The sequence below is a fragment of the Nocardioides ferulae genome, assembly GCF_003660455.1.
Lineage (GTDB): Bacteria > Actinomycetota > Actinomycetes > Propionibacteriales > Nocardioidaceae > Nocardioides > Nocardioides ferulae.
In genome coordinates this window covers 104,908-131,104 of sequence record NZ_QZVR01000008.1, presented here as the reverse complement: position 1 = coordinate 131,104, position 26,197 = coordinate 104,908, and the positions used below count along the sequence as shown (strand labels likewise).

Below are 26,197 nucleotides of genomic sequence, written 5' to 3'. Positions count from 1 at the left end.
CGGGGGTGGCGACCCGAGACGGCCAAACTATTGAGGGCTATGACACACCCACGACGGCGACTTGTGCCGAAGGAACGCCGGGGGCGATGGCACCAGTTGTCGGCGCGCCGCCGCCCCCGCGCCCGGGCGTGTCGGCTCGGTCTCGGGTCTGTGTCGCGGGCATTTCGCGCCCGCTCAGCCGGTGATCTCGAGCACCCGCAGCGCCACCGCCACGTCGAGGCGCAGGTGGGGGTCGGAGGAGAGCGGACCGAGCAGCCGCTCCAGCTTGCTCACCCGGTAGCGCATCGTGTTGTAGTGGAAGAACTGCGAGCGCGCCGCCTCGGCCACGTTGAAGTTGGTGTCGAGCAGCACCTGGAGCGTCTCGCGCAGGTCGACCGCCTCGGGGGTGCCGGCGGCCAGCGGGCCGAGCACGTCGCGGGCGAAGGCACGCAGCTCGTCGGTGTCGGGCACCAGGGCGATCAGCCGGTGCAGGCCCAGCTGGTCGAAGAACGTGGTCGACCCGGCCCCGTGCACCCGGTGGCCCACCTCGACCGCCCGGCGCGCCTGGGCGTAGGCCTCGGGCAGGGCGTCGAGGGACTCCGCGACCCGGCTCACCCCCACCGAGAACGGCCGGCGCCCGCCGCCCTTGTCGCCGGCGACCGCGGTGACCACGCGGCGTACGACGTCCGCGCCGGCGACCGGGTCGTGGTCGTCGGGGCCGACCGGGAGGAGCGTGACCACCTCGGAGGAGAAGTCGACGCTCGGCACCCGCTCGTCGAGACCGGCCGAGACCTGGCGCCACGCCGCGGAGAACCGCTCCTGCCAGCGGCGCCGGGTCGCTCGCGACACCGGCTGCTGCTCGGCGCCGGGGGGGTCGAGCTCGGCGACCACGACCACGACGGGGCGGTGGAGGTCCCAGCCGAAGGTGTCGGCGTGCTCGGCGACGTAGTCGGGGTCGACCTCGGGCCCGCCGGCCCGGCGCAGGAACAGCTCGCGCAGGAAGTCGCCTTGGTACTTGGTCTCGACCGCGGCGACCGCCTGCTCGCGGGTGATCAGCAGCGCGGCGACCGTGGCGGCCCGCTCGAGGGCGTGCACGTCGTCGGCGGTCAGCGGCGCGGCCGGCCGCAGGCAGATCAGCCGGGCCAGGTCGGTGCCGCCGGCGGCGACCCTGAGTCCGCGCACCTCGCCACCGCGGTCGGCGCCGAGCTGCGCGGGGGCGTCGAGGCCGATCCGCTCCACCCGGACCCGGCCGGTGTGGTCGACCAGGCCAGCCTCGGCGAGCAGGGTGCGCAGCGAGTCCGGCAGCGCCGCGGCCCGCTCACGCCCGTCGGTGGAGGTCACCAGCACGCCCACGCCCAGCACCCGCGAGACCTCCGCGGCGATGCCGGTGAGGTCGCCGCCCTCGAGCACGATCTGGGTGAGGCCGGTGTGCAGGGCGTCGACGCGCGCCAGCGCCGCACTGGCCACCTGCTCGCGGACCAGCTCATCGGTTGGCAACATCTGCGTTCACTCCCCGGGGCCGTTGGCACAACCTCACATCGGCACACGCTAGCGCCCTCGACTAGCGTCGTGGCGTGCGCCTCGAGTCGGTCGTCCCCGCGAGCGCACCTCCACGGGTGCAGGCGCGGTTGGCGAGCGCCGCCGACGGCCCGGTTCCGGTCGTGCATCGCGGCACCACCGCGGTCTACGTCGAGGTCGGCGGACTCTGCGTCGGGGTGGTCGCCGACAGTGCCGTGGGCGTGCCGTGCGCGCTGCGGGTCGTGGGCGACCGGCTCCCGTTCCCCGGACTCGAGGCCCGGGTGGTCGCCGGCCGGCTCGAGGTCGACGGCGTCCCACTCGGCGTCGGCCGGCTGCTCGACGTCGAGGTCCCCCGGCTGCCGGCCGCGTGGCCGGCTGCCGAGGCCGCTTCCGGCGATCCGCTGGGAGCCCACGAGGTCACCGGGCTGGTGGGCCGCGGTGACGGCCTCACCCCCTACGGCGACGACATGCTGTGCGGGTGGCTGGCGGTGCACCGCGCGGCGGGCGTCCCCACCCCCGACGTCGACGCCGCGGTCACCGCCCTGCTCCCCCGCACCACCCTGCTCTCGGCGACGCTGCTCGACTGCGCGCTGCGCGGCGAGGTGGTGCCGCAGTTCGCGGCGTACGTCTCCGCGCTCGGCGGCGCCGGCGAGACAGCGCGTGCCGCCGACCTGACCGCCGTCGGACACAGCTCGGGCGCCGGCCTGCTCGCCGGCGCCCGCCGGGCGCTGGGCGAGCTTGCCCGCACCCGTCATCTGGATCGGATCGGAGAGCCCGCATGACCGTGAAGCCGACCACGCCCGCGCCCACCGGCGCGCACGTCGAGGTGCGCCCCGGCGCCTACGCCGACTCGGTGACGCTGCTGCAGGTCAGCCGCAGCGTGCAGCAGGTGCCCGGCGTCGCCGCCGCCCAGGTCGCGATGGCCACGCCGCTCAACGTCGAGGTGTTGACCGGCATGGGGTTCGCCGTGCCGGCCGACGCGACGCCGAACGACATGGTGGTCGCGATCCGCCTCGTCGACGAATCCGACGGGCCGCTGGCGGCGGCGCTCGCCGCGGTCGACGCGGCGCTCGCGCAGGCCTCCCGCGGCCCGGCCGAGACCGGCGCCGTCGCCGCCCCCCGCACCACCGGAGCCGCGCTCCGCGGCGCTCCGCCCGGCGGCGTCGCGCTGGTGTCGGTGCCGGGCGGCTCGGCCTTCGTCGAGGCGATGGACGCCCTCGACGCCGGCTTCGACGTCATGGTCTTCAGCGACAACGTGCCGCTCGAGCAGGAGATCCACCTCAAGCGCACCGCAGCCGAGCGCGGGCTGCTGGTGATGGGCCCCGACTGCGGCACCGCCGTCGTCGGCGGCCTCGGGCTCGGCTTCGCCAACGCGGTCGCGCCCGGGCCGGTCGGGCTGGTCGCCGCCTCCGGCACCGGCTGCCAGCAGCTGCTCGCCCTCCTCGACCACGCCGGCGTCGGGGTCTCCTCGGCGCTCGGCGTCGGGGGCCGCGACCTGTCCGAGGCGGTCGGCGGGCTCTCGACCCGGGAGGCGCTGCGCCGTCTCGACCAGGACCCGGCCGTCGAGCTGATCGTGCTGGTCTCCAAGCCGCCGGCCGAGCAGGTCGCCGACGACATCGGGGAGTACGCCGCGACGCTGGCCACACCGGTCGTGCAGGCGCTGCTCGGGCCGGGGCTGCCGGACCTGACCGCGGCCGCCGAGCAGGTGCTGGCCCGGCTGGGCCGGTCCGTGCCGTCGTGGCCGGTCGCCGGCACCGCGTCGCCGGCGAGCAGCGGGCGCTTCCTGCGCGGGCTCTTCGTCGGGGGCACCCTGTGCGACGAGGCGATGCTGGTGGCCGGGCAGGCCGTGGGCCCGATCCGGTCGAACATCCCGCTCTCACCCGACCTCGCGCTCGGACCCGACCTGCACCATGACGGCCACACGATGGTCGACTTCGGCGACGACGCCCTCACCGCCGGCCGGGCGCACCCGATGATCGACCCGACGCTCCGCCTGGAGCACCTCGCCCGGGCGGCCGCCGACCCCGACACCGCCGTGCTGCTGCTCGACGTCGTCCTCGGCCACGGGGCCGAGCCGGATCCGGCCGCCCTGCTCGCCCCCGCCCTGCTCGCCCCCGCCCTGCGCGAGGTGCGCCGGCCGGTGGTGGTCAGCGTGGTCGGCACCGCCGCCGACCCGCAGGGCCGGGACCGTCAGGTCGCCGCGCTCGTCGAAGCCGGGGCAGAGGTCCACCTGTCCACCGCCGGCGCCGCCCGCCGGGCCGTCGCCCTGCTGCCCACCGGAGGTGTCGCATGACCGCCCACCCGACCCCGTCGCCCTCCGAGGTGATCGCTTCCGGAGCCGACCTGCTGGCCGACGCCGTCGCCGCGCAGGCGGTGCCGGTCACCCGGGTCGACTGGCGTCCGCCGATGCCCGGCACCGAGGCCGACCTGGCGACGGTCGCGGGCGACCCACGGCGCCGCGACGCGAACGCCCGCGCGGTCGAAGCCGTGTTGGGCGTCACCGCCCACCTGGTCGACGTCGTCCCGGCCGCCGACGCGCTCGACCTCCAGCGCGGACAGTTCCTGCACGCCGGGCCGCCGATCGCCTGGGAGCGGGCCTCCGGACCGATGCGCGGCGCCCTGATGGGCGGGGCCGCTCTCGAGGGCCTGGTCGGCGACCCCGAGGACGCCGCCGCGCTGTTCGAGGCGGGCAGCGGCGTCTCGCTCGAGCCGTGCCACCACCGCGGTGCGGTGGGGCCGATGGCCGGCGTGGTGACCCCGTCGATGTGGGTGTTCGTGCTCGAGGACCCGGCCACCGGCCGGCGCACGCACTGCACCCTCAACGAGGGGCTGGGCAAGGTGCTCCGCTACGGCGCCTACTCCCCCGAGGTGCTGACCCGGCTGCGCTGGATGGGCGAGGTGCTCGGCCCGCTGCTGCAGGCCGCGGTGCGCTCCGTCCGCGACGCCGGCGGCGTCCTCGACATCACCGGCATCCTCACCCAGATGCTGCAGATGGGCGACGAGGCCCACAACCGCAACCGTGCCGGCACCTTGATGCTGCTGCGCGACCTTGCGCCGGCGATGGTCACCAGTGCCGGACCCGCGGGCCTCGACCCGAGCGACGTCGCCGAGGCGATGCGCTTCGTCGGTGGCAACGACCACTTCTTCCTCAACCTCGCGATGCCGGCCTGCAAGCTGGCGCTGGACGCCGCTCGGGGGATCGACGGGTCGACCATGGTCGTGGCGATGGCGCGCAACGGCACCGACTTCGGCATCCAGGTCGCCGGCACCGGCGACGAGTGGTTCACCGGCCCCGCCCAGCTGGCCGACGGGCTGTACCTCGGCTCCTACGGTCCCGACGACGCCAACCCCGACATCGGCGACTCGGCGATCACCGAGACCGCCGGCATCGGCGGGTTCGCGATGGCCACGGCCCCGGCGATCGTGCGCTTCGTCGGCGGCTCGGTGCCCGACGCGCTCGCCACCACCCGACGGATGCACGAGATCACCCTCGGGGAGAACCCGCGCTGGACGGTCCCGGTGCTGGAGTTCCAGGGCGTGCCCACCGGCATCGACGTCACCCGGGTCTGCCGCACCGGCATCCTGCCCCAGATCAACACCGGCATGGCCGGCAAGCAGGCCGGCGTCGGCCAGGTCGGCGCCGGGCTGGTCACCCCGCCCGCCGAGATCTTCCCGAAGGCCCTGGCCCGGCTCGCCGAGCTGGCCGGGGGCCGCTAGCGCGAGGGCTACCTGCTGGCCGCGTGCCGGTAGAGCCGGATCGAGAGCGGCACGAACACCAGCAGGATCAGCACTACCCACAGCAGGGTGTAGGCCACCGGGTGCTGCAGCGCCCAGACGTCGGGGGGCGGCGCGCTGGGATGGGTGTTGCCGAACAGCTCGCGGGCGGCCTGGGTGACCGAGGAGACCGGGTTCCAGTTGGCGAACGTCGCCAGCGGTCCGGGCAGGCTGTCGATCGCCACGAAGGTGTTGGCGATGAACGTCAGCGGGAAGATCACCATGAACGAGGCGTTGTTGACCACCTCGGGGGTGCGCACCACCAGACCCACCGCGGCCATGATCCACGAGATCGCGAACGCGAAGGCCAGCAGCACCAGGAAGCCACCGAGCGCCTCGAGCACCGAGGTGCGGATGCGCCAGCCGACGAGCAGCCCGGTCAGCGCCATCACCACCAGGCTGATCACGTTGATGCCGATGTCGGAGACGGTGCGCCCCACCACCACCGAGGACGGCGACATCGGCAGCGAACGGAACCGGTCGATGATGCCCTTCTGCAGGTCCTCGGCCAGGCTGTAGCCGGTGAACGTGGCCCCGAACACCACGGTCTGGGCGAAGACGCCCGCCACCAGGAACTCCTTGTAGTCGACCCCGGTGCCCTGGGTGCCGATCGCGTTGCCGAAGACGTAGGCGAACAGCAGCACGAACATGATCGGCGAGAGCGTCGTGAAGACCAGCAGGTCGGGCACACGCACGATCTTGCGCAGGTTGCGCCGGGTGATCACCGTGGCGTCGCCCACGGCCTCGGCCAGCGCGTTCCTCGAGTCGGGCATCAGGCCACTCCCTCCTGCGAGACGTCGGCCGTCGAGCCGGAGGCCGGGCCGGGGACGCCCTCGGCCGCGTGCCCGGTGAGGGTGAGGAACACGTCGTCGAGCGTCGGCCGGCGCAGGCCCGCCTCGCTGACGGCGACGCCGCCGCGGTGCAGCCGGGTCAGCAGCTCGACGAGGTCCTCGGAGCCCCCGTCGACCGGCACGGTGAGCCGACGGTCGCGCTCGTCGACGCTCGCCTCGGCCAGGCCGAACCCGCGGGTGTGCTCCAGGGCGGTCGGGAGCTGGGCGGGGTCGCCGAGCACCACCTCGACCCGCTCACCGCCCACCTGGGCCTTGAGCTGGTCGGCGGTGCCCAGCGCGATCACCCGGCCGTGGTCGATCACCGCGATCCGGTCGGCCAGCCGGTCGGCCTCCTCGAGGTACTGCGTGGTGAGCAGCAGCGTGGTGCCCCCGCGGACCAGGCCCTCGATGACATCCCACATGCCGAGCCGGCTGCGCGGGTCGAGGCCCGTGGTGGGCTCGTCGAGGAAGAGCACCGGGGGGCGCGCGACCAGGGCGCCGGCGAGGTCGAGCCGACGGCGCATGCCGCCGGAGTAGCCCTTCACGGTGCGGTCGGCCGCCTCGGTCAGGTCGAACTGCGCGAGCAGCTCGTGGGCCCGGGCCCGGCTGGCCTTCGCGCCCAGGTGGTAGAGGCGGCCCACCATGTCGAGGTTCTCGAAGCCGGTGAGGTGCTCGTCGACGGCGGCGTACTGACCTGACACGCCGATGCGGCGGCGCAGCTCCTGCGGAGAGCGCAGCACGTCGACCCCGGCCACCTCAGCCGCCCCCGCATCGGGTCGCAGCAGCGTGGTCAGCACCCGGACCGCGGTGGTCTTGCCGGCGCCGTTGGGGCCGAGCAGCCCCATCACCGTGCCCTCCTCGACCTCGAGGTCGAGCTTGTCGAGCGCGACCACCTCGCCGTAGGTCTTCACCAGGCCGGTGGCACGGATCGCGGTGGGCATGCCCTCACTGTGGCGCAGACCGCCGACAGCGCACCAGCGACTTTAGGCGGGTCCCGACTCGGGCTGGAAGAACGCGGCGGGCAGGTCGACCTTCCCGGAGCGGCGCAGCGGGGTGCCCTCCTCGAGGTGGTGCTGGCGGGCCTCGCCGTCGTGGCAGGCCGGCAGCGTCCCGTCGGCACGCACCACCCGCCACCACGGCACCGCCCCGCCGTGACGCGACATCACGTTGCCGACCCGGCGGGGGCCGTGCCGACCGACCGCGTCGGCGATCGCGCCGTAGGTGGTGACCCGGCCCGGCGGCACCTGCTCGACGCAGCTCAGCACGGCCTCGACGAACTCCTCCCACGCGCGGGCTCGGGCGTCGGGCTCGACGGGGTCCACTCCACGCTCCACGCTCGGCAACCTACGGGGTCTCGGCACGCCCGACCACCGGGAGGCTCCACCCCCGGGAACGCCGGCGGCCCCCTCCCGTGTGGGAGGGGGCCGCCGGGTGTGTGTCAGGGCCGGGTCGGGCGGATCAGAGGATCGGCGAGAACGGCTCGGTGCCGTTGACCAGCTGCAGCCCGGAGATGCCCGAGTGCTGCTGGGCGAAGGCCAGCTCGTGGGCGAGGTCGCCGATGTTGTTCGACAGCGGCAGCGGCGCCAGGCCCAGCGTCGACAGCGTGCCGACCGCGGAGCCGTCGGCGGACAGGAACCCGGAGCCGGAGTCACCGGGCACGCCCGGGGTCAGGGTGTAGAGCGGGTGCGACCAGCCGCCGTCGGCCGCGTTGTCGCCGAGGCTGGTGCCGAACTTCGGCGAGAGCAGCTCGATGCCGCCGCGCAGGCTGGAGTTGCCGTAGCTGTAGAGCTTGTCGCCCAGCTTGGTGCCGTCGGTGTCGATGCCGACCGGGCCGCCGAAGAACGGCACGCTCGGGTTGACCTTGGCCACGTCGGCTGCGTCGACCTTGACCAGCGCGAAGTCGTTGTAGGCGCAGGTGTTCGCGTCGGTGGTGCCGACCCGGCCCATCGCCTCCCACGAGGAGTAGACCAGCGTGCCGCTGCCGACCTGGGTGCCCTCGGAGATCAGGCTGCCGCCCTCGTTGAAGGTGACCTTGGTGCCCAGCGGCAGGGACTCGACCGCGCAGCCGTTGGTGTCGGTCGCCTCGCCGGTGCCGGCGCAGTGCGCGGCATAGCCGACGTAGACGTTGGACGCGGCGTCGCTGAACACGAAGTTCGCGGTGCACTGGGCACCGCCGGTGTACATCTGGACGCCGGGGTGGATCGCGGCCTCGTCGGCCGGAGCCCAGGCGACGGTCGTCTGCGCCGCGCCGGCCGCGGGCGCGGAGGCCACGAAGGCAGCCGCGAGGACGGTGCTGCCGGCAAGGGCCGCGAGGGTCTTCCCGCGCCGGGACCGACGGGTGAGGGCGGTGAGCTGCATGTGCTGGTGCCTTCCGGAAGAGACGCCCGCAGAGGTGTCGGGCGAGCTGAGGGTGACAGCACGCACAACGACACCTGACCCGTCCGGGTTACGTGCGAGTAGCCCGAACGGGTCAGGTGGGGAAGGCACCCCGTCAGCGCGACAGACTCAGTACGCCGGCTGGCTGGGGTCGATCTGGTTGACCCAGGCCACCACGCCGCCACCGACGTGCACGGCATCGTCGTAGCCGGCGCCCTTGAGCACCGCCAGCGCCTCGGCCGAGCGCACCCCGCTCTTGCAGTGCAGCACCACCTGAGTGCCGGAGTCGACCGAGGGCAGCTGCTCGAGCGCGTTGCCGTTGAGGAACTCACCCTTCGGGATCAGCACCGACCCGGGGATGCGGTTGATCTCGAACTCGTTCGGCTCGCGCACGTCGACGAGAACGAAGTCGCGCGAGCCCTCCTCACGCTCCTTGAGCATGTGCTCGAGGCTGGTCACCGAGATCGTGGCCCCGGCGGCCGCGTCGGCGGCCTCCTCGGAGACCGCACCACAGAAGGTCTCGTAGTCGATCAGCCCGGTGACGGTGGGGTTCTCCCCGCACAGCGCGCAGTTGGGGTCCTTGCGGACGCGGAGCTTGCGGTACTCCATCTCGAGGGCGTCGTAGATCATCAGCCGGCCGACCAGCGGCTCGCCGATGCCGGTGAGCAGCTTGATCGCCTCGGTGCCCTGGATCGCCCCGATCGAGGCGCACAGCACGCCGAGCACGCCGCCCTCCGCGCAGGAGGGGACCATGCCGGGCGGCGGCGGCTCGGGGTAGAGGCAGCGGTAGCAGGGAGCCTCCTCGGACAGGGAGGGCGCGAACACCGAGGCCTGGCCGTCGAAGCGGTAGATCGAGCCCCAGACGTAGGGGATGCCGAGGAAGAAGGCGGCGTCGTTGACCATGTAGCGGGTCGCGAAGTTGTCGGTGCCGTCGACGATCAGGTCGTAGCCGGTGAAGACGTCCATCACGTTGTCGTTGTCGAGCCGCTGCTCGTGCAGCACCACCTCGACGTACGGGTTGGTCTCGGCGATCGACTCCTTCGCCGAGAGCGCCTTGGCCTTGCCGACGTCGGACTGGCCGTGGATGACCTGCCGCTGCAGGTTGGACTCGTCGACCTCGTCGAACTCCGCGATGCCGATCGTGCCGACGCCGGCCGCTGCGAGGTAGAGCAGGGCCGGGCTGCCGAGACCGCCGGCGCCGATGACCAGGACCTTGGCGTTCTTCAGCCGCTTCTGGCCGGTCATGCCGACGTCCGGGATGATCAGGTGCCGGCTGTACCGGCGGACCTCGTCGATGCTGAGCCCGTCAGCGGGCTCCACGAGCGGGGGGAAAGGCACGGCAACGCTCCTCGTCGGTTGTCGGTGGACGCCGCCACAACCTCGCGGCCGGCCACCGTGTTCCCCCATGGTCGCCCGACGCGCCGGATCGCCTTGAGACCCGTCCCGTCATCCGGACCCGACTGACGGGTAGGCTCACGGCTCGCACGACCCCCGGGCGGCACATACAGGAGCACCCCCGGGACACGTTCGCGGATCCGACAGGCAGGAGCACCGGGTGGCTGCGCAGTACGACGTGGAGGGACGCCCCCGCGGCGGGCGGATGCCCCGCCGGGAGCGCCGCGCCCAGCTGCTGTCGTCGGCGCTGGAGGTCTTCGTCGCGCAGGGCTACCACTCCGCGGCCATGGACGACATCGCCGACCGGGCCGGCGTCTCCAAGCCGGTGCTCTACCAGCACTTCCCCGGCAAGCTGGACCTCTACCTCGCCCTGCTCGACGCCTCCTGCGACACGATCATCGACAACTGCCGCGACGCCCTGGCCTCGACCAGCGACAACAAGCAGCGGGTCGCGGCCACCATCGACGCCTTCTACGAGTACGTCGCCCACGACACCGGTGCGTTCCGGCTGGTCTTCGAGTCCGACCTCACCAACGAGCCGGCGGTGCGCGAGCACGTCGACAGGGTGACCACCGAGTGCGCGGCGATGATCGCCGACGTGATCCGCGACGACACCGGGCTGCCCGACGCGGCCTCCCGGCTGCTCGCGGTCTCGCTGGTGGGAATGGCTCAGGTGAGCGCGCGGTTCTGGCTCTCGGACGCGGGCGGCATCGACCGTGACGACGCCGCGGCCCTGGTCGCCGGGCTGGCCTGGCGGGGCATCCGCGGCTACCCGAAGGCCGACGAGCACTGATCCGCAACCGGCGCTGCGGCTCGGCCCGGCGCCTCGAACGCACGAACCACTGAAGGAGGACCCGTGGAGGTCAAGATCGGCATCCAGCACGCACCGCGCGAGGTGGTCGTGGACACCGACGAGAGCACCGAGAAGGTGGCCGAGCGGGTCGCCGAGGCGGTCTCGGCCGGCACCGTGCTCACGCTGACCGACCACAAGGGCCGCCAGGTGCTCGTGCCCGGCAGCAAGGTCGCCTACGTGGAGATCGGCGGCAGCATCGTGGGGCAGGTCGGCTTCCGCAGCTGATCGGTCGGCCGGCACCACCCCGGTCCGCCGGGTGGCCGCTCGGTCACCACTCGAAGTCGGAGAGGTCGTCGACCACCGAGCTCCGGTAGGGCAGCCCGACGGTCTCCAGCACGTGCTGTGCGGCGGAGCCGGGGGCCGCGACCAGCTGGATGCCGGCGGCGGTCTCGTCCGCCGGTGACCCCGGCGACTCGGCCGACCCCCAGGCCAGCGCCTCGAACAGCACGCGTACGCCGACGCTGCCGAGGAAGCCGACACCGGTCAGGTCGACGGTGAGCGGTGCCGTGCCGCCCACGGAGCGGCGCAGCAGGGCACTGTGGAGGTGCTCGGCACTGGTCAGGTCGACCGCGCCGGCCACCACCAGCACGTCGCTGCCGTCGTCGTCGAGGAGCAGGTCGTCGGCCTGCGCCGACTCCGGTGCGCCGACCCGCTCGTCGACGCTGCTCTCGAAGAGCTGGGCCGCCCGGCTCAGCGGGAGCTCGAGGGTGACGGTGGTGCCCTCCGCGCCGGGGCGTCCACGCTCGATGGTGACCCGCTCGGTGAAGCCTCGGGCCAGACCGAGCCCTCGGCCGCGGTGGCCCGGTGCCGCCTCGACCCAGACGCCGGTGTCGGCGACCGAGACGACCAGGCGCCCGTCTCGCCCGAGCCGGCCCTCGACGCTGATCTCGGCCGGCGGGTCGGCGTCGGTGGTGCGGCCCTCGGGGGTGCCGTGGACCACGGCGTTCGCGACCACCTCGCCCAACGCGTGCTGGACGGCCATCTCGTCGAGGTCACGGACCGCGAGCGGGGCCAACCACTCGCCCAGCGCCCTCCGGACCGCGCGAACCGCGCCCGGCTCCGCGGGCAGCGACACCGACAGCCGGGCCGGCTCGGGCACCCGCTGCGCGGCGAGCAGCGCGATGTCGTCGCCGGATCCGGTCCAGCGCACCAGCCGGGCGAGGACGTCGTCGCACAGGGTGCCGGCCAGCGCCTGGTCCGGATCGGCCGGCCCCGCCACCGCCCGGGACACCAGGTCCGCCAGGTCGAGGGTGTTCTGGCTCGTGGAGCGGCTCGGTCGCTCGACCGCACCGTCGGTGTAGAGGAGCAGCATCTCGTCGTCGCCGAGCCGGTGCTCGGCGACCTCGCAGGGCGTGCCCGCGGGGCCGGTGCCCAGCGGGCCGGCGCCGCTGCGGGGCAGGTAGTGCGCGGTGCCGCCGGGCGCCGCCGTCAGCGGCGGCGGGTGTCCGGCGGTGCAGTAGCGCACCCGGCCGGACCCGTGCTCGACCTGGGCCACGCAGACGGTGGTGCCCACCGCGTCGGGGTAGCCCCGGGCGAACGCGTCCGCCGAGCGCAGTGCCTCCTCGGGGTCGGCGCCCGCGGCCAGACGCGCCCGCAGCACCGCCCGGACCGCGGCCATCGCCGCCGCCGCACCGAGCCCGCGACCGACCACGTCGCCCACCACGAGGCTCACGCCGTCGGCCCCGGGCACCACGTCGAACCAGTCGCCACCGACGCCGACCCCCGGCGCCGCGAGGAGGTACGCCGCCGCCAGCTCGACGCCGGGCACCACCGGGAGGTCCTGCGGCAGCACGATCTCCTGCAGCGCGGTCGTCATGTCGTGGTCGCGGGCCTCGGCGAACTGGTGCTGGTGCACGCGCTCGGTGACGTCCTGCAGGTGCGCGACCACGCCGCGTACCTGACCGTCGGGGTCGTGCCACGGTGCCACCTGGGCGTCGAACCAGACCTCGGGGCCGCCACCACGCCGGGACAGGCACCAGCCGTCGACGCGCCGGACGTGGCCGGCCAGCGCGGCTGCCCAGGCGGCGACGCCCTCGGGCGGCAGGCCCTCCAGCACCGCGGCCACCCGGCGCCCCTCGAACTCTCCGCCCAGCAAGAGGCGTCCGGCCTCGTTGACCGAGACGACCCGGTGCTCGGGCCCCTCGGTGACCACGACGACCTCCGGCGACAGCTCGAACGCGGTGACGAACGGCCCTGCTGCGGGTCCCGGCATGCCGCTCGGCACCTCGCTCACCTCCCAGCCCCTACGACGTCGGGGTGGCTCCCCCATGGCGAGCAGTCGGTACCCGTCGCCGGGTATCGCATGACTCCGGGCACCGGTCGCCGGACGAGGCCCGCGGTCAGGAGGCCAGCCCCAGCTCGGCCATCCGCTCGGTGTGCCGCTCGGTCAGCCGGGTGAACATCCGGCCGAGCGCGGCGAGGTCGAGACCGGGACGGTCGACGCCGCCGGAGAGCAGCGCCGACAGCGCGTCACGGTCCGCGGCCACGCGCTGTGCCTGGATCAGCGCCTCGCCCATGAACCGGCGGCCCCACAGCGCGAGCCGGCCTCCGAGCCGGTGGTCCGCGGCGATCGCGGCCCGCACCCGGTCGACCGCGAAGGCGGCGTGGCCGCTGTCCTCCAGCGAGGAGACCACCAGGTCGCGGGTGTCGGCGTCGAGGTAGGCGGCGATCTCGCGGTAGAAGTCGTTGGCCAACCCGTCGCCGACGAAGGCCTTGACCAGCCCTTCGTACCAGTCCGACGGGGCGGTGTTGGTGTGGAAGAGGTCGATGACCGGCCGGAAGGGAGCCATCGCCTCGAACGGGTCGGCGCCCAGCGCGACGATCCGTTCGTGGAGCCGGGCCACCTTGCCGAACTCGGCCGTCGCCATCGTCGCGATCGCCACCTTGTCCTGCAGGGTCGGCGCGAGCCGGGCGTCCTCCACGAGCCGTTCGAAGGCGGAGATCTCGCCGTAGGCGATCACGCCGAGCAGGTCGACGACCGCCTCGCGGTAGACGGGGTCGGCCGAGACCCAGGGCTCGGCGGCGGCCCGGGGCTGCGGGACGGTGTCCGAGGTCGCCTCCGGCGAGGATGGGGTCATGGGTGGAGCCTACCGATAGGCTGACTCCCAAGGGCGACGCCCGCGACGGCTCGTGAGCCGGTCGTGACCGGACTTCCAGGCCGTTGCGGCGAGCCCCGTATGTGCGCGGCTGACGCTGCGCGAGCGCCGCCCTCCGGGGTCGGCCTTGCGAGTCCGCCGCATTCGACGACATCCGATTCGGCTGACTCCGGCTGGACCTCACGAAAGCGACAAGGCACTGACCACGTTCCGAGAGCTCGGGGTGCACCCCGAGATTTGCACCGCGCTCGAGCGCGGCGGCATCACCACCCCCTTCGCCATCCAGGAGATGACCCTCTCGGTCGCCCTGCTCGGCACCGACCTGATCGGGCAGGCCCGCACCGGCACCGGCAAGACGCTGGCGTTCGGCATCCCCGTCATCCAGCGCAGCATCTCCCCCAAGGACCCCGACTACGCCGAGCTGCCCCCGGGCAAGCCGCAGGCGCTGATCGTGGCCCCGACTCGCGAGCTCGCGCTCCAGGTCTCCAGCGACCTGGCGCTGGCCAGCGCCGACCGCGGCATGCGGGTCCTCACCGTCTACGGCGGCGTCGGCTACGAGCCGCAGCTCGACGCGCTGGCCAGTGGCGTCGACATCGTCGTCGGCACTCCGGGCCGGCTGCTCGACCTGGCCAACCGGAAGGCCCTCGACCTCTCGCACGTGCACGCGCTGGTGCTCGACGAGGCCGACGAGATGCTCGACCTCGGGTTCCTGCCCGACGTGGAGCGACTGCTCGCCAAGACCCCCGAGACCCGGCAGACGATGCTGTTCTCGGCGACGATGCCGGCCGCGATCGTGTCGTTGGCCCGCACCCACATGCGGCACCCGATGAACATCCGTGCCGAGTCGTCGTACGAGAACGCGACGGTGCCGGCCACCGCGCAGTTCATCTACCAGGCCCACGACCTCGACAAGGCGGAGATGATCGGCCGCATTCTGCAGGCCGAGGACTCCGACAAGATCATCGTGTTCACGCGCACCAAGCGGCAGGCGCAGCGGGTGGCCGATGACCTGACCGAGCGCGGCTTCGACGCCAGCCCGCTGCACGGCGACATGGCACAGGTGGCGCGCGAGAAGGCGCTGACCAAGTTCCGCGAGGACAAGCTGCGGGTGCTGGTCGCCACCGACGTCGCCGCGCGCGGCATCGACGTCGCCGGGGTCTCCCACGTCGTCAACTACACCTGCCCCGAGGACGAGAAGACCTACGTCCACCGGATCGGCCGCACCGGCCGCGCGGGCGCCACCGGCGTGGCGGTCACCCTGGTCGACTGGGCCGACCTGCACCGCTGGAAGATGATCAACAAGGCTCTCGACCTGCCCTTCGACAGCCCGCCGGAGACCTACTCGACCTCCGAGCACTTCGCCCACGACATGGGCATCCCGCCGGGCACCAAGGGCCGGATCGTGCCCGAGAAGCCGCGCGAGCCGCGGGAGCCCCGCGAGGACCGCTCCCGTCAGCGCGACGGCGACCGGCCGCGCCGCGACCGCAACCGCAGCCGCACCCGTGGTGGCCGCCCCGCCGGCGACCAGCCGGCCGACAAGGCGCCCGCCACCGCCGGCGCCACCGGGCCGGCCGCCGACGGCGCCGGGGAGGGTGGCGAGTCGGGTCCGTCCCGCAACCGCCGTCGTCGTCGCCGCCGCTCCGGCGGCTCCGGCAGCGACTCCTCGAGCGCACCCGCGGGCGACTGATCCGACGCCGACGCGTCAACGATTCCCGCGGCTTCTCGGCGTGTCGCGGAACGGCTGACGCGTCGGCAACGCGTCGAGCTCGGACTCAGGCGGTGACCACGACCGTGGTGCCCAGGGGGGCGAACTCCCAGAGGGCGACCGCGTCGGCGCGCCGCTGCCGGATGCAGCCGTGCGAGAGCGGCGTACCGAGCTGGGTGAGCCGCTGCACCGGCTTCCCGTCGTCGACCGGGATGTCGTGGAAGCCGATCGCCGCACGCTCGCCCTGGGTGAACCGCACGAAGTAGCGCATCGTGCCGGAGTCGTCGATGCCGTAGGCGTGCTCGGAGCGGGAGTAGACCGAGTAGGTGCCCGGGTCGAGGTTGTCGTAGATCGACCCCGACACCAGGTAGGTGCGCTCCACCTCGTCACCGGCCCCGACCAGCCAGACCCGCTGCCTGCCCTCGCTGAAGACCACGCGACGCCCGGTTCCGGAGTCGGCGGGCAGCGCCACGTCGTCGGACGGGTCGGTCCGGATCGTGGAGGACCGGCTCTGGCCGGCCGGGCCGTCGGTGGCTTCCTCGACCGCCCCGTCGATCTCGGGAGTCGGGTCGCTCGACTCCGGCGATGCCTCGGGGGCCGCGCCGGCCTCGTCGCCGGCCACCGCTCCCACCGCGTTGGCGCCCTCGGCGGTCGCCGAGGGCGAGGTCGGGATGATGCCGGTGCCGCCCAGGACGGCGATTGTGGTGACGGCCAGCGACGAGCAGAGCATCGCGATCCGCCCGTAGCGCGGACGCACCTGTGCCCGGTGCCGGCTCACCTGCTCAGGCCTTCTTGGCTCGGGTGACGCGGGCCGGCTTGCGGGCCGCGCGGTCGACCAGGTTGGCGGCCACCTCGCGGTAGGCGACCGCGCCCTTGCTGCTGCGGCTCGTCGCCAGGATGGAGCGGCCGGCGGCCGGGGCCTCGGCGAACTTGATCGTCTTCGGGATCGGCGGGCCGATCACGTCGAGGTCGTAGGTCTGCGAGATCGTGTCGAGCACGGTGCGCGCGTGGTTGGTGCGGCCGTCGAAGAGCGTCGGCAGCACGCCCCACACCTCGAGCTTGCGGTTGGTGAACCGGCGGACGTCGTGCACGGTGTCGAGCAGCTGGCCGACGCCGCGGTGCGAGAGCGTCTCGCACTGCAGCGGCACGAGGACGGCGCGCGCAGCGGTGAGCGCCGCCACGGTGAGCACACCCAGCGACGGCGGACAGTCGAGCAGGACCCAGTCGTACGCCGGGTCCGCGGCCTCGGCGAGATCCTCCAGTGCCGACTTGAGCACCTGCTCGCGCCCGGTGCGGGTGAGCAGCTCGGCCTCGGCGCGGGCGAGCTCGATGGTGGCGGGCAGGATGTCGACGCCGTCGTCGGTGGCGATGATCGCCTCGGTGGGCTCGAGCCCCTGGGTGAGCACCTGGTGCACCGACAGCTCGAGGTCCTCGGGGTCGATGCCGAGCGAGAAGGTCAGGCACGCCTGGGGGTCGAGGTCGACGAGCAGGACCCGGTGGCCGAGCTCGGCCAGCGCGGCACCGAGCGAGGCCACCGAGGTGGTCTTGGCGACGCCGCCCTTCTGGTTGGCGATCGCGAGCGTGGTGGTCATCGCCTGCCATCATGCCGGACAGGAGCCCGCGTTGGTCGCAGGTGGCTGGTTGACTTCGGTCATGTCCTCTACTGAGCCCCTCCCGAACGCCCGCCCCGCTGCCCTGGTGACCGGCGCGACGGCCGGCATCGGCCGCTCGTTCGCCGACCAGCTCGCGGCCCGTGGCCACGACCTGGTGCTGGTCGCGCGGGACCGCGCCCGGCTCGAGGAGGTCGCCGGGCAGCTGCGCGCGGCGTACTCCGTGGAGGTCGAGGTGCTGCCGGCGGATCTGGGCGACCGGGACCAGCTGGCCCGGGTCGAGGAGCGGTTGGCGGTCCGGGAGCGCCCGGTCGAGCTGCTGGTGAACAACGCCGGGTTCGGCCTCAAGGGCCGGTTCCTCGACAACGACGTGGACACAGAGACGCAGATGCTCGAGGTGCTGGTCACCGCGGTGCTGCGGCTGACCCATGCCGCGCTCGGCGGCATGGTCGAGCGCGGCCACGGTGGCGTCATCAACGTCTCGAGTGTGGCGGCCTTCCTGCCCCGCGGCACCTACAGCGCGGCGAAGGCATGGGTGAACAGCTTCAGCGAATGGGCCGCGCAGGAGTACCGCTCGCAGGGCGTGACCGTGACCGCGCTGTGCCCGGGGTTCACCAAGACCGAGTTCCACGAGCGGATGGAGGTCGGGCGCGACTCGGCGCCGTCGTTCATGTGGCTCGACGCCGACGAGCTCGTCGCCGCGGCGCTGGTCGACCACGCCAAGGGCAAGGTGATCTCGGTGCCCGGCCTGCAGTACAAGGCGGTCACCACGCTGGCCCGGGTGGTGCCGAACGGCGTGCTGCAGCGCTTCCAGTCGCTGGGCCGCAAGTAGGCACCCAGGTGGCCGCCGACGGGCGCTGTCGGCGGTGGCGCCTAGAGTTCGTCGGGTGAGTGCACGATGAGCAAGGAAGCCGCCCTGCGGGCGATGCGTGAGGCCAACTACCGCAAGCGGACAGCCGGGGAGAAGCTCCCCTCGAAGCCGACCCGGCCGGCGGCGCGGCCCGCGAAGGCGAAGCCGGTCGCCGTGGCCTCCTCGGCCGCACCCACCGACGCGCTGTGCGGCCACCGTTCGATGAACGGCCGCACCTGCACCCGCGAGCAGGGCCACACGGCGAAGAACCACCGCTACTCCTGACGCCGTGACCGCAGGTGACCGCCAGAGCCGCGGCCCGCTCCTCGTACCGCGACGGACGTAAGGACCCAGCAGCGAGGACTTCTACGCTCGCGTGGGCTGGTTATGTCCGTCGGCCTACGAAGCCATCACGGCGATGGCGGGTTCCCTCCTCCGGAGCCCGCACTCTGGCTTGTCAGGATTGCTTGACAGACTCGAGCCGTTCGGGAACTCTCGACGCATGGACAAGACCCAAGGGACGGACACCGTCGAGGCGCCCGGCGTCGAGCCACTGGTCAGCGTCACCCTCACCGTCGAGGACGGCTGGAGGTCCGACCCGATGCGCGTCATCGCGGGCATCCAGCAGAGCCAGCGCGCGTTGGAGAAGTGGCAGCGGAAGGCCGTCCGTGCCGCACGTGAGCAGGGCGCGACCTGGGACGACATCGGCACCGCGTGCGGGGTGAGCCGTCAGGCAGCGTGGGAGCGCTTCAAGGAGTAGCAACCAGAGCGACCGTCCGTCGCTCGACCAGCGGCTGCTCGGCGCACCGGCTCCTGCGGGCGTGCCTGCCCAGTGAGCATGCGATCACCGCCCCTGGCCGGGGAACGGCGTGGCTACAGGCACTTCACCCATAGCGGGACGGACCGGGCACCACCGTCAGGCCCAGCGACCCACAGGAAGCCCACTTCGACGTCGGACTTCCTGCCGGGCCTCCGGAGACACGGCGGATCGCCTTCCCCTCCGGCGCTGGCCGTCTCCCACCACAGGTTGTCGGCATGAAGGGTGAGTTGGGTGCCCTCCTCAGCGTCGAACATCACGAGGTCGTTCTCGCTGTTGGCTCGCATGGCGATGCCCCTGCTTCACCTGCGGATGCTTGGTGCCCCACGGCGCTCGCAGACCGGCATACACCCCGAGCGCGACCGCGAGCAGCAGCACAAGTCCCCCGATCGCCAGAGTGCGCGGCGGTGCCTTCATGCCTCAGAAATCCCCGGTGACGAACGACCGCACCGCGTCGGCGATCAGCTGCACGGCGATCGCGGAGAGAAGCAGGCCGGCGATCCGGCTGATCAGCAGCACCCCGCTCTGCCGGATCACCCGCAGGATCGGCAGCGAGAACCGCAGCGCGGAGAAGATGCACAGGTGGACGCCGATCACGCCGAGGGCGACCGCGAAGAACGTGGCCGAGCCGTCGACCTCCTGGGCGAACAGCATCGTCGCCACGATCGCACCGGGGCCGGCCATCAGCGGGGTGCCGAGCGGCACGAGGGCCACGTTGGAGTCGGCCGCGGCGTCGGGTGCCTTCTGCTTGCCGGTGAGCAGGTCGAGCGCGACCAGCAGCAGCAGCAGGCCGCCGGCGCACTGCAGGGCCGGCAGCGAGATGTGCAGGTAGGACAGGATCTGCTTGCCGAAGAACGCGAACGCGGTCACCACCGAGATCGAGACCAGGACCGCCTGCCAGGCCGCCCGCCGCTGGGTCGCGGTCGAGCGCCCGCTGGTCAGCGACAGGAACAGCGGGATCATCCCGACCGGGTCCATGATCACGAACAGCGTCACGAAGACCTCGACGAGCAGGACGGTGTCGAGCACGCTCACGATCGCAGCACCTCGGGGGTGGCGCACGACGAGGCGTCGGCTGCCGCCGCTGCCAGCTCGATCAGGCGCTGGTAGTCCTCCGCAGAGGTGGTGTTGCAGCCGAGCTCGTGGTCGCGCTTGCCGTCGCCGTGATAGTCGCTCGAACCGGTGAGCACCAGGCCGAGGTTGCGGGTGATCGCGCGCAGCTCGGCGCGCGCCTGCGGCGAGTGGTCCTGGTGGTCGACCTCCACCCCGACCAGGCCGGCCTCGGCAAGCTCGGCGAGGTCCGCCTCGTCCGGACGCCGGCGGCCGCTGCGCCCCCACGGGTGGGCGATCACGCTGACGCCGCCGGCCTCGGTCACCAGCCGCAGTGTCTCGACCAGCGGCGCGGCGTACCGCTCGACGTACGCAGGGCGGCCGGCACCCAGGTAGCGGGTGAACGCCTCGTCCCGGTCCCGCACCAGCCCGCGGTGCACCATCGCGTCGGCGACGTGCGGGCGACCGGTCGCCGCCGTGTCGTGGCCCGCCCTGACCACCTCCGCCTCCGACAGCTCCAGCCCCAGCGCACGCAGCCGCTCGAGCATCGTGGGCACCCGGGCCCGCCGGCCCTGCAGCACCCGCTCCAGCTCCGCCACCAGAGGCGGGTACGTCGGGTCCGGCAGGTAGGCGAGCAGGTGCACCGCGTGCCCCTCGTGCCGGGCGCTGATCTCCATGCCGCGCACGAGCTCGACACCCGTCTCGCCGGCAGCCTCCGCGGCCTCGGCCCAGCCCTCTGCCGTGTCGTGGTCGGTGATCGCCAGCACGTCCAGGCCGGCCGCGGCAGCGGCTCGAACCAGGTCCCCCGGGGCGTCCGTGCCATCGCTGGCCCGGGAGTGGCTGTGGAGGTCGATGCGCACCCCGGCAGCCTAGTGGCGCCACCGGCTCAGCCCCGCCTCGGCGACCTCACCAGGGCGGGCGCGGGCCCCCGAAGCTCATCTCGACCAGCGACGGCCCGAGCCCCGACACGTCGCGCAGGATCCACTCGTCTCTGAGCAGCAGCACCGCCGACGCCGGTCGCAACACCAGCCACAGCCATCGACCGTGCGCCTCGCCGGCCAGCACCGACCGGTCCCACTCCCCCGCCATGCCGCTGGTCGACACCGGCCACAGCGGCACCTGCTGGCTGTCGATGCGCACCTTGACCGTCGGCGCCCCCAGACCGATCTCGGCGCCGGGATCGGGGTGGTCGACACCGGCGCAGCGCGCGCCGAGCCCGGTGCCGGGCTCCTCGCTGACGATCATCACGTCGACCGGCCCGTCCAGCGCGCTGGTGCCCGAGCAGCAGGTCATCGTGGCGCGCGCCCGCTCGGCGTCCTGCCCGACGGCCGCGAAGTCGGTGACGCTCCAGCCGGGCCCGAGCGGCCACGGCAGCAGCGTCGGGAACGGCCGGGCCGGCGAGGAGGAGACCCGGAGATGCTCGGCGAACGCCTCGTAGGAGGCCTCCTCCGGCCGCCACAGCGGCGGCACCGGGCCGTGCTCGGGACACGACCAGACGCCCCCGCCGGCCTCGTCAGCGACACCGAGGACGACCGGGGCCGGGCAGCGGGGACACCCGGCCGTGAGCGAGGGCGAGGCCATGGGAGAACCGTACGACCGCGACGACGGCAGGCAAAGGAGGTGTGAGCAGCGAGGCTGCGCGCGGCCGGCGAACCTGTCCAAGACGCCACGCCCGGCCCGGTGGGCGTGCGAGGATGCCGCGCGTGCCGACCAGCCGGGTGCGGGCCGCGATCGCGGCCGCCTTCCTCGTCCAGGGGCTGGTCTTCGTCACGCTCACCACCCGGCTGCCGCAGTTCAGCGACCGCTGGGACCTCGACGAGGTCGAGCTGTCGCTGATCCTGCTGGCGATCGTGCTGCTCGCCGGCGTCGGGTCGGTGCTGGCCGAGCGGGTCGCGGCTCGTCGTGACAGCGCCACCATGCTGCGGGCCGGCCTGCTGCTGGTCGCGCTCGCGGTTCCGGTGTTCAGCGCCGCGCCCAGCGTGCTGGTGCTCGTCGGCGGGCTGGTGCTCTACGGCCTCGGCGTCGGCATCGTCGACGCCACGACGAACATGCAGGGCGTGGCCTTGGAGCACCGGGTCGACCGGCCGCTGCTGCCCTCGTTCCACGGCGCCTGGACGCTGGGCGGCGTGCTCGGGGCCGCCGGGACCCTCGTCGCGGCCGAGGCCCCGCTCCCGGCCGTCGGTCTGCTCGGGCTGGCACCGCTGGCGGTGGCGTTCCTGCCGTACGCAGCGCGCGACCACGGCCCCGCGGACGGGCCCGAGGTGGAGGTGCCGTGGCGGCCGCTGTGGCTGGTCGGCGCCGGGCTCGTGCTGTTCTACAGCGTCGACACCGCCGCCGCCTCGTGGGGGCCGACCTATCTCGATCGCACCCTGGACTCACCCGAGCGGCTGGTCGCGCTGGCCACCTTCCCCTATCTGCTGGCGAGCGGACTCGTCCGCCTCGCCGGCGACCACCTGGTGGCCGGGCTCGGCCCGGTCAAGGTCCTGCGGGCCGGCGCCGTCGTGGCGTTCGTGGCCCTCGCCCTGGTCGTCTTCGCGCCGTCCTGGCAGGTGGCGGTCGCCGGCTTCACCCTGCTCGGCGCGGGAGTCGCGGTGATCGCCCCGCTCAGCTTCTCCGCCGCGGCCCGGATCGCCGCCGGCGACGATGCCGGTGATGCGGACCCGGCGGCCCGGCACGCCAGGGTCGACGCCGTCATCGCCCGGTTCAACCAGTTCAACTACGCCGGCGCCCTGATCGGCTCGGTGCTGACCGGTCTGGTCGGCGCCGGCTCGCTGCGCGTCGGCTTCGCGGTGCCGATGGTGCTGGTGCTCGCGATGCTCCCGCTGGCCCGCGCCTTCGCGCCGGCGCCGCGCGCCCTGGGGACGCGGGCACCGGCGGCTCCTCCCGCCCCTCGCTAGCTCGGTGCGGGGCCGTGGTTTCGAGACGCGTGGCCGGCCTGCCGCTCCGCGCCGTCCCGGCCCACGCTCCTCAACCTTCGCGGCTCCTCCCGCATCTCGCTAGCTCGGTGCGGGGCCGCTCCAGTTCTTGTCCGGTTGCGGCACCGGCCGGCCGGGCTGCTCGCCGCCGCGGGCCTCGAGGTAGCTGTTCTTGGGCACCATCACCTTGCGGCGGAAGATGCACACGACCTTGCCGTCCTGGTTGTAGCCGATGGTCTCCACGTGCACGACGCCGCGATCGTCCTTCGACTTCGACTCCCACTTGTCGAGCACCGTGGTCTCGCCGTAGAGCGTGTCACCGTGGAAGGTCGGTGCCACGTGGCGCAGCGACTCGATCTCCAGGTTCGCGATCGCCTTGCCGGAGATGTCGGGCACCGACATGCCGAGCAGGATCGAGTAGACGTAGTTGCCGACCACGACGTTCTTGCCGAACTGGGTGGTCTCCTGGGCGTAGTTCTCGTCCAGGTGCAGCGGGTGGTGGTTCATCGTGAGCAGGCAGAACAGGTGGTCGTCGTACTCGGTGACCGTCTTGCCGGGCCAGTGCTTGTAGGTCGCACCGACCTCGAACTCCTCGTAGCTGCGGCCGAACTGCATGGGCACTCCCTCTCTGACGGTCCTGCTCTCACGGTCCTGGGCAGGCGTTCGGGGACCATCGTGCCGAATGCGGGCGGCACCTGGCGCCTGCCGGACACGTGGCGAACCTCACCGACCGACCGACACCGGGTCGGTCCGAGGGCTGGTCAGAGGGTCGGTGGATCCTGGCTCAGGACCCGCCCCCACCGGCCTTGCGCCGGTGCAGGCGCGGCCCGCCGCCGACGACCTCCGAGCCGTGTGCCTTCTCACGCACGGGTCCGTCGCCGGGAACGCCCTGGTCGTGCGCCTTCTTGCGCTCGAGCGCCTCGCGCATCTTGGCCTTGAGGTCGTCGTTCCCTCCGCTCACGGGCTGGCCCTTGCCGGAGTTGGGTGGGGTGGCAGGCACGGCGTCCTCCTGGTCGGCGCGGCGATGGTTCTCCCACCTTCCCACCAGGAGGGGGCGGCGTCGACCCGATTAGGAGGTCCGGGAAGGCTACGCGGGTGCGGGCCGGCCGGTTCGCCTGTGGAAGGATGAGCGGCCAGTCGAGGCGAGCGAGAGGACGGGGATGGCCGAGCGGGTGGTACTTCACGTCGGCTTGATGAAGTCCGGCACGACCTTCATCCAGGGCCGGTTGGGTGCGAACCGCGACCTCCTGGCCGAGCAGGGGGTGCTGTTCCCGGGCCCCACCTGGCGCCGGCACTCGGAGGCGGCCAAGGATCTCAACGGCTCCCCCACCGCCAAGGCCGGCGCCTGGGCGTCGCTGCGGGAGGAGATCCTGGCCCATCCGGGCACCTCGGTGGTCTCCATGGAGTACCTCGGCCCCATGCCCGAGTCCCGGATCGCCGTCGCGGCGGACGACCTCGCCGGCGCCGACGTGCAGGTGGTCATCACCGTGCGCGACCTCGGTCGAGCGGTGCCGGCGATGTGGCAGGAGTCGGTGAAGAACCGCGGCACCTGGACCTGGCCGGAGTATCTCGACGGCATCCGCAACGGCGGCGAGGCGGGCAAGAAGTTCTGGCGGCAGCAGGGCTCGGCCCGCATCATCGAGCGCTGGGTCGCGGCGTTCGGCAGCGACCACGTCACGGTGGTCACGGTCCCGCCGCCCGGCTCCCCCTCCGAGCTGCTGTGGGACCGGTTCTGCGAGGTCGCGGGCGTCTCCGCGGCACCGTGGCTGGAGGCACCCCGCGCCAACGAGTCACTGGGCACCGCGTCGGTTGCTCTCATGGCCCAGCTCAACGCCGAGCTGGCCGACCTCGACAAGCTGGAGTACAAGAAGAAGGTCAAGGCGCTGGCCAAGCACGTGCTCGTCAACCACAAGGAGCACGAGGACACCATCGGCTTCACGGTGCCGCGGTGGCTGAGGAAGAACGCCGATCGCATCGTCGCCCGCATCGCCGACAGCGGAGTACGCGTCGTCGGTGACCTCGCCGACCTCACCCCCGTCGACGTCCCGGGGAGCGACCCGAGCGAGGTGCCCGCAGCGCAGGTGCGCGACGCGGCCGTCGCGGCGCTCGTCGACCTGCTGCGCTCGGGCGGGCCGGTCAAGCCGCCCGCCGACGACTGACCGGATCCCCCACCGGGAACGCACGAGGGCCTCGCGACCTGTGGGTCGCGAGGCCCTTCGAGGTGCAGGGGGTCAGCGCAGCTTGTAGTCCTCGAGCAGCCGCCGTCCGATGATCATCTTCTGGATGTCGGAGGTGCCCTCGCCGATCAGCATGAACTTGACCTCGCGCATCAGTCGCTCGATCTCGTACTCCTTGGAGTAGCCGTAGCCGCCGTGGATCCGGAAGGAGTCCTCGACGACCTCGTTGGCGTACTCGCTGGCGAGCATCTTGGCCATCCCGGCCTCGACGTCCATCCGCTTGCCGGAGTCCTTGAGCCGGGCGGCCTTGACCATCATCGTGTGCGCGGTCTCGACCTTGGTGGCCATCTCGGCGAGCCGGAACAGGATCGCCTGGTGCTGGGCGATCGGCTTGCCGAAGGTCTCACGCTGCTGGGCGTAGGCGACGCCCAGCTCGAAACCGCGGATCGCCAGGCCGCAGGCTCGCGCGGCGACGTTGACGCGGCCGACCTCGACGCCGTCCATCATCTGGTAGAAGCCCTTGCCGGGCTCGCCGCCGAGGATCTGGTCGGCGGAGATCCGGTGACCCTCGAACACCATCTCGGTGGTGTCGATGCCCTTGTAGCCCATCTTGTCGATCTTGCCGGGCACGGTGACGCCCTGCGCGGTCTCGCCGAAGCCGGGCTCCTTCTCGACCAGGAACGTGGTCATGTTCCGGTAGACGCTGTCGGCGCCCTCGTCGGTCTTGACCAGCACCGCGACCAGCGTGGAGGATCCGCCGTTGGTCAGCCACATCTTCTGGCCGGTGATCTCGTAGCCGTCATCGGTGCGGGTGGCCTTGGTCTTGATCGCCGAGACGTCGGAGCCCAGACCGGGCTCGGACATCGAGAAGGCCCCGCGGATCTCACCGGTGGCCATCTTGGGGAGGTACTTGCGCTTCTGCTCCTCGGTGCCGTGCTTCATCAGCATGTAGGCCACGATGAAGTGGGTGTTGATGACGCCGGAGACGCTCATCCAGCCGCGCGCGATCTCCTCCACGCACAGCGCGTAGGTCAGCAGCGACTCCCCCAGACCGTCGTACTCCTCGGGGATCATCAGGCCGAAGATGCCGAGCTCCTTGAGGCCCTCCACGATCTGCGTGGGGTACTCGTCGGCGTGCTCGAGTTCGGTCGCGACGGGAATGATCTCCTTCTCGACGAACTGCCGGACCGCGGCGAGGATCTCCTGCTGGTCCTCGGTCAGTCCGTCCGTCTCACAGAGTCGGCCCATGAGTG

27 protein-coding genes are annotated in these 26,197 nt (G+C 72.9%); 11 read left to right on the top strand and 16 right to left on the bottom strand.

Going from position 1 to position 26,197, the window contains the following annotated elements:
• Nucleotides 1-174: 174 nt before the first annotated feature.
• Nucleotides 175-1,479, bottom strand: coding sequence for a PucR family transcriptional regulator (locus D6B71_RS12040; protein ID WP_121255347.1), 1,305 nt, complete (start codon nucleotides 1,477-1,479; stop codon nucleotides 175-177).
• Nucleotides 1,480-1,553: 74 nt separating this feature from the next.
• Here D6B71_RS12040 and D6B71_RS23120 point away from each other — a divergent pair, with 74 nt between their 5' ends.
• The 3 genes from D6B71_RS23120 to D6B71_RS12020 are packed head-to-tail and all read left to right on the top strand — an operon-like array spanning nucleotide 1,554 to nucleotide 5,214.
• Nucleotides 1,554-2,279 (top strand): oxamate carbamoyltransferase subunit AllH family protein, encoded by a 726-nt coding sequence (locus tag D6B71_RS23120; RefSeq protein WP_206051703.1) that lies wholly within the window; start codon nucleotides 1,554-1,556, stop codon nucleotides 2,277-2,279.
• Entirely contained in the window at nucleotides 2,276-3,790 is a 1,515-nt protein-coding gene (locus tag D6B71_RS12025; RefSeq protein ID WP_121255342.1) for an FdrA family protein, read from the top strand. The genes D6B71_RS23120 and D6B71_RS12025 overlap by 4 nt, the downstream gene beginning before the upstream one ends.
• The gene (locus tag D6B71_RS12020; protein WP_121255340.1) at nucleotides 3,787-5,214 is read left to right on the top strand and encodes a YlbE family protein; all 1,428 of its coding nucleotides are present in this window, start codon (nucleotides 3,787-3,789) and stop codon (nucleotides 5,212-5,214) included. Before D6B71_RS12025 ends, D6B71_RS12020 begins: the two co-directional genes overlap by 4 nt.
• 8 nt (nucleotides 5,215-5,222) lie before the next feature.
• Here D6B71_RS12020 and D6B71_RS12015 read toward each other — a convergent pair whose 3' ends face one another.
• The 5 genes from D6B71_RS12015 to moeZ all read right to left on the bottom strand — a co-directional run bounded on the left by D6B71_RS12015 (nucleotide 5,223) and on the right by moeZ (nucleotide 9,815).
• Entirely contained in the window at nucleotides 5,223-6,044 is an 822-nt protein-coding gene (locus D6B71_RS12015; RefSeq protein ID WP_121255338.1) for an ABC transporter permease, read from the bottom strand.
• Nucleotides 6,044-7,042 (bottom strand): ATP-binding cassette domain-containing protein, encoded by a 999-nt coding sequence (locus D6B71_RS12010; RefSeq protein ID WP_121255336.1) that lies wholly within the window; start codon nucleotides 7,040-7,042, stop codon nucleotides 6,044-6,046. The genes D6B71_RS12015 and D6B71_RS12010 overlap by 1 nt, the downstream gene beginning before the upstream one ends.
• 42 nt (nucleotides 7,043-7,084) lie before the next feature.
• Nucleotides 7,085-7,435, bottom strand: a complete 351-nt coding sequence (locus D6B71_RS12005; protein ID WP_240641353.1) for an MGMT family protein — start codon at nucleotides 7,433-7,435, stop codon at nucleotides 7,085-7,087.
• Between the two features lie 124 nt (nucleotides 7,436-7,559).
• On the bottom strand, nucleotides 7,560-8,459 hold the full coding sequence (locus tag D6B71_RS12000; protein WP_121255332.1) for a hypothetical protein: 900 nt from the start codon (nucleotides 8,457-8,459) through the stop codon (nucleotides 7,560-7,562).
• A 147-nt stretch (nucleotides 8,460-8,606) separates the two neighbouring features.
• Nucleotides 8,607-9,815 (bottom strand): adenylyltransferase/sulfurtransferase MoeZ, encoded by a 1,209-nt coding sequence (moeZ, locus tag D6B71_RS11995; RefSeq protein ID WP_121255330.1) that lies wholly within the window; start codon nucleotides 9,813-9,815, stop codon nucleotides 8,607-8,609.
• A 262-nt stretch (nucleotides 9,816-10,077) separates the two neighbouring features.
• Between moeZ and D6B71_RS11990 the strand changes: the two genes are divergently transcribed.
• Both D6B71_RS11990 and D6B71_RS11985 read left to right on the top strand, forming a co-directional pair.
• Nucleotides 10,078-10,665, top strand: a complete 588-nt coding sequence (locus D6B71_RS11990) for a TetR/AcrR family transcriptional regulator (RefSeq protein WP_121255546.1) — start codon at nucleotides 10,078-10,080, stop codon at nucleotides 10,663-10,665.
• A gap of 63 nt (nucleotides 10,666-10,728) precedes the next feature.
• Nucleotides 10,729-10,950, top strand: a complete 222-nt coding sequence (locus D6B71_RS11985; protein WP_121255328.1) for a DUF3107 domain-containing protein — start codon at nucleotides 10,729-10,731, stop codon at nucleotides 10,948-10,950.
• Between the two features lie 43 nt (nucleotides 10,951-10,993).
• Here the strand turns inward: D6B71_RS11985 and D6B71_RS11980 are convergent, their stop codons facing one another.
• Both D6B71_RS11980 and D6B71_RS11975 read right to left on the bottom strand, forming a co-directional pair.
• Nucleotides 10,994-12,958 carry a SpoIIE family protein phosphatase gene (locus D6B71_RS11980; RefSeq protein WP_164519633.1) on the bottom strand — a complete coding sequence of 655 codons (1,965 nt, stop codon included), beginning with the start codon at nucleotides 12,956-12,958 and terminating at the stop codon, nucleotides 10,994-10,996.
• A gap of 106 nt (nucleotides 12,959-13,064) precedes the next feature.
• Nucleotides 13,065-13,802 (bottom strand): ferritin-like fold-containing protein, encoded by a 738-nt coding sequence (locus D6B71_RS11975; protein ID WP_121255324.1) that lies wholly within the window; start codon nucleotides 13,800-13,802, stop codon nucleotides 13,065-13,067.
• A gap of 145 nt (nucleotides 13,803-13,947) precedes the next feature.
• Here D6B71_RS11975 and D6B71_RS11970 point away from each other — a divergent pair, with 145 nt between their 5' ends.
• Nucleotides 13,948-15,507 (top strand): DEAD/DEAH box helicase, encoded by a 1,560-nt coding sequence (locus tag D6B71_RS11970; protein WP_420846330.1) that lies wholly within the window; start codon nucleotides 13,948-13,950, stop codon nucleotides 15,505-15,507.
• Nucleotides 15,508-15,592: 85 nt separating this feature from the next.
• Here D6B71_RS11970 and D6B71_RS11965 read toward each other — a convergent pair whose 3' ends face one another.
• Both D6B71_RS11965 and D6B71_RS11960 read right to left on the bottom strand, forming a co-directional pair.
• A complete protein-coding gene (locus D6B71_RS11965) occupies nucleotides 15,593-16,303 on the bottom strand; it encodes a L,D-transpeptidase family protein (RefSeq protein ID WP_126688254.1) in 711 nt (236 codons plus the stop codon).
• 4 nt (nucleotides 16,304-16,307) lie between these two features.
• Nucleotides 16,308-17,117, bottom strand: a complete 810-nt coding sequence (locus tag D6B71_RS11960) for a ParA family protein (RefSeq protein ID WP_121255318.1) — start codon at nucleotides 17,115-17,117, stop codon at nucleotides 16,308-16,310.
• A gap of 61 nt (nucleotides 17,118-17,178) precedes the next feature.
• Between D6B71_RS11960 and D6B71_RS11955 the strand changes: the two genes are divergently transcribed.
• The 3 genes from D6B71_RS11955 (at nucleotide 17,179) to D6B71_RS11945 (ending at nucleotide 18,745) form a co-directional block, all read left to right on the top strand.
• Nucleotides 17,179-17,967, top strand: a complete 789-nt coding sequence (locus D6B71_RS11955; protein WP_121255316.1) for an SDR family NAD(P)-dependent oxidoreductase — start codon at nucleotides 17,179-17,181, stop codon at nucleotides 17,965-17,967.
• A 66-nt stretch (nucleotides 17,968-18,033) separates the two neighbouring features.
• Nucleotides 18,034-18,270: a hypothetical protein gene (locus D6B71_RS11950; protein ID WP_121255315.1), complete on the top strand. Its 237-nt coding sequence runs from the start codon at nucleotides 18,034-18,036 to the stop codon at nucleotides 18,268-18,270.
• A 217-nt stretch (nucleotides 18,271-18,487) separates the two neighbouring features.
• Nucleotides 18,488-18,745 (top strand): hypothetical protein, encoded by a 258-nt coding sequence (locus D6B71_RS11945; RefSeq protein WP_121255313.1) that lies wholly within the window; start codon nucleotides 18,488-18,490, stop codon nucleotides 18,743-18,745.
• A gap of 477 nt (nucleotides 18,746-19,222) precedes the next feature.
• Here the strand turns inward: D6B71_RS11945 and D6B71_RS11935 are convergent, their stop codons facing one another.
• The 3 genes from D6B71_RS11935 to D6B71_RS22760 are packed head-to-tail and all read right to left on the bottom strand — an operon-like array spanning nucleotide 19,223 to nucleotide 21,433.
• The gene (locus tag D6B71_RS11935) at nucleotides 19,223-19,837 is read right to left on the bottom strand and encodes a MarC family protein (RefSeq protein ID WP_240641351.1); all 615 of its coding nucleotides are present in this window, start codon (nucleotides 19,835-19,837) and stop codon (nucleotides 19,223-19,225) included.
• On the bottom strand, nucleotides 19,834-20,712 hold the full coding sequence (locus D6B71_RS11930; RefSeq protein WP_121255309.1) for a PHP domain-containing protein: 879 nt from the start codon (nucleotides 20,710-20,712) through the stop codon (nucleotides 19,834-19,836). The genes D6B71_RS11935 and D6B71_RS11930 overlap by 4 nt, the downstream gene beginning before the upstream one ends.
• 46 nt (nucleotides 20,713-20,758) lie before the next feature.
• Nucleotides 20,759-21,433 (bottom strand): DUF6758 family protein, encoded by a 675-nt coding sequence (locus D6B71_RS22760; RefSeq protein ID WP_164519632.1) that lies wholly within the window; start codon nucleotides 21,431-21,433, stop codon nucleotides 20,759-20,761.
• 113 nt (nucleotides 21,434-21,546) lie between these two features.
• Between D6B71_RS22760 and D6B71_RS11920 the strand changes: the two genes are divergently transcribed.
• Nucleotides 21,547-22,749, top strand: coding sequence for an MFS transporter (locus tag D6B71_RS11920; RefSeq protein ID WP_121255305.1), 1,203 nt, complete (start codon nucleotides 21,547-21,549; stop codon nucleotides 22,747-22,749).
• Nucleotides 22,750-22,848: 99 nt separating this feature from the next.
• On the opposite strand, the gene D6B71_RS11915 is transcribed toward D6B71_RS11920, so the two are convergent.
• Nucleotides 22,849-23,382, bottom strand: coding sequence for a MaoC family dehydratase (locus D6B71_RS11915; protein ID WP_121255303.1), 534 nt, complete (start codon nucleotides 23,380-23,382; stop codon nucleotides 22,849-22,851).
• Nucleotides 23,383-23,551: 169 nt separating this feature from the next.
• Nucleotides 23,552-23,767, bottom strand: coding sequence for a DUF5302 domain-containing protein (locus tag D6B71_RS11910; RefSeq protein ID WP_121255301.1), 216 nt, complete (start codon nucleotides 23,765-23,767; stop codon nucleotides 23,552-23,554).
• A 160-nt stretch (nucleotides 23,768-23,927) separates the two neighbouring features.
• Here D6B71_RS11910 and D6B71_RS11900 point away from each other — a divergent pair, with 160 nt between their 5' ends.
• Nucleotides 23,928-24,926 (top strand): hypothetical protein, encoded by a 999-nt coding sequence (locus D6B71_RS11900; protein ID WP_126688253.1) that lies wholly within the window; start codon nucleotides 23,928-23,930, stop codon nucleotides 24,924-24,926.
• Between the two features lie 72 nt (nucleotides 24,927-24,998).
• Here the strand turns inward: D6B71_RS11900 and D6B71_RS11895 are convergent, their stop codons facing one another.
• Entirely contained in the window at nucleotides 24,999-26,192 is a 1,194-nt protein-coding gene (locus tag D6B71_RS11895) for an acyl-CoA dehydrogenase family protein (protein ID WP_121255294.1), read from the bottom strand.
• Between the last annotated feature and the right edge of the window lie 5 nt (nucleotides 26,193-26,197).

Coding starts and splice junctions, on each gene's coding strand:
- D6B71_RS11950 (WP_121255315.1), top strand. CDS start 18,034: ATGAGCAAGGAAGCCGCCCTGCGGGCGATGCGTGAGGCCAACTACCGC.
- D6B71_RS12025 (WP_121255342.1), top strand. CDS start 2,276: ATGACCGTGAAGCCGACCACGCCCGCGCCCACCGGCGCGCACGTCGAG.
- D6B71_RS11915 (WP_121255303.1), bottom strand. CDS start 23,382: ATGCAGTTCGGCCGCAGCTACGAGGAGTTCGAGGTCGGTGCGACCTAC.
- D6B71_RS12020 (WP_121255340.1), top strand. CDS start 3,787: ATGACCGCCCACCCGACCCCGTCGCCCTCCGAGGTGATCGCTTCCGGA.
- D6B71_RS11920 (WP_121255305.1), top strand. CDS start 21,547: ATGCCGCGCGTGCCGACCAGCCGGGTGCGGGCCGCGATCGCGGCCGCC.
- D6B71_RS12015 (WP_121255338.1), bottom strand. CDS start 6,044: ATGCCCGACTCGAGGAACGCGCTGGCCGAGGCCGTGGGCGACGCCACG.
- D6B71_RS11945 (WP_121255313.1), top strand. CDS start 18,488: ATGGACAAGACCCAAGGGACGGACACCGTCGAGGCGCCCGGCGTCGAG.
- D6B71_RS12000 (WP_121255332.1), bottom strand. CDS start 8,459: ATGCAGCTCACCGCCCTCACCCGTCGGTCCCGGCGCGGGAAGACCCTC.
- D6B71_RS22760 (WP_164519632.1), bottom strand. CDS start 21,433: ATGGCCTCGCCCTCGCTCACGGCCGGGTGTCCCCGCTGCCCGGCCCCG.
- D6B71_RS11895 (WP_121255294.1), bottom strand. CDS start 26,192: ATGGGCCGACTCTGTGAGACGGACGGACTGACCGAGGACCAGCAGGAG.
- D6B71_RS11900 (WP_126688253.1), top strand. CDS start 23,928: ATGGCCGAGCGGGTGGTACTTCACGTCGGCTTGATGAAGTCCGGCACG.
- D6B71_RS12010 (WP_121255336.1), bottom strand. CDS start 7,042: ATGCCCACCGCGATCCGTGCCACCGGCCTGGTGAAGACCTACGGCGAG.
- D6B71_RS11960 (WP_121255318.1), bottom strand. CDS start 17,117: ATGACCACCACGCTCGCGATCGCCAACCAGAAGGGCGGCGTCGCCAAG.
- D6B71_RS11975 (WP_121255324.1), bottom strand. CDS start 13,802: ATGACCCCATCCTCGCCGGAGGCGACCTCGGACACCGTCCCGCAGCCC.
- D6B71_RS11955 (WP_121255316.1), top strand. CDS start 17,179: ATGTCCTCTACTGAGCCCCTCCCGAACGCCCGCCCCGCTGCCCTGGTG.
- D6B71_RS12040 (WP_121255347.1), bottom strand. CDS start 1,479: ATGTTGCCAACCGATGAGCTGGTCCGCGAGCAGGTGGCCAGTGCGGCG.
- D6B71_RS11990 (WP_121255546.1), top strand. CDS start 10,078: ATGCCCCGCCGGGAGCGCCGCGCCCAGCTGCTGTCGTCGGCGCTGGAG.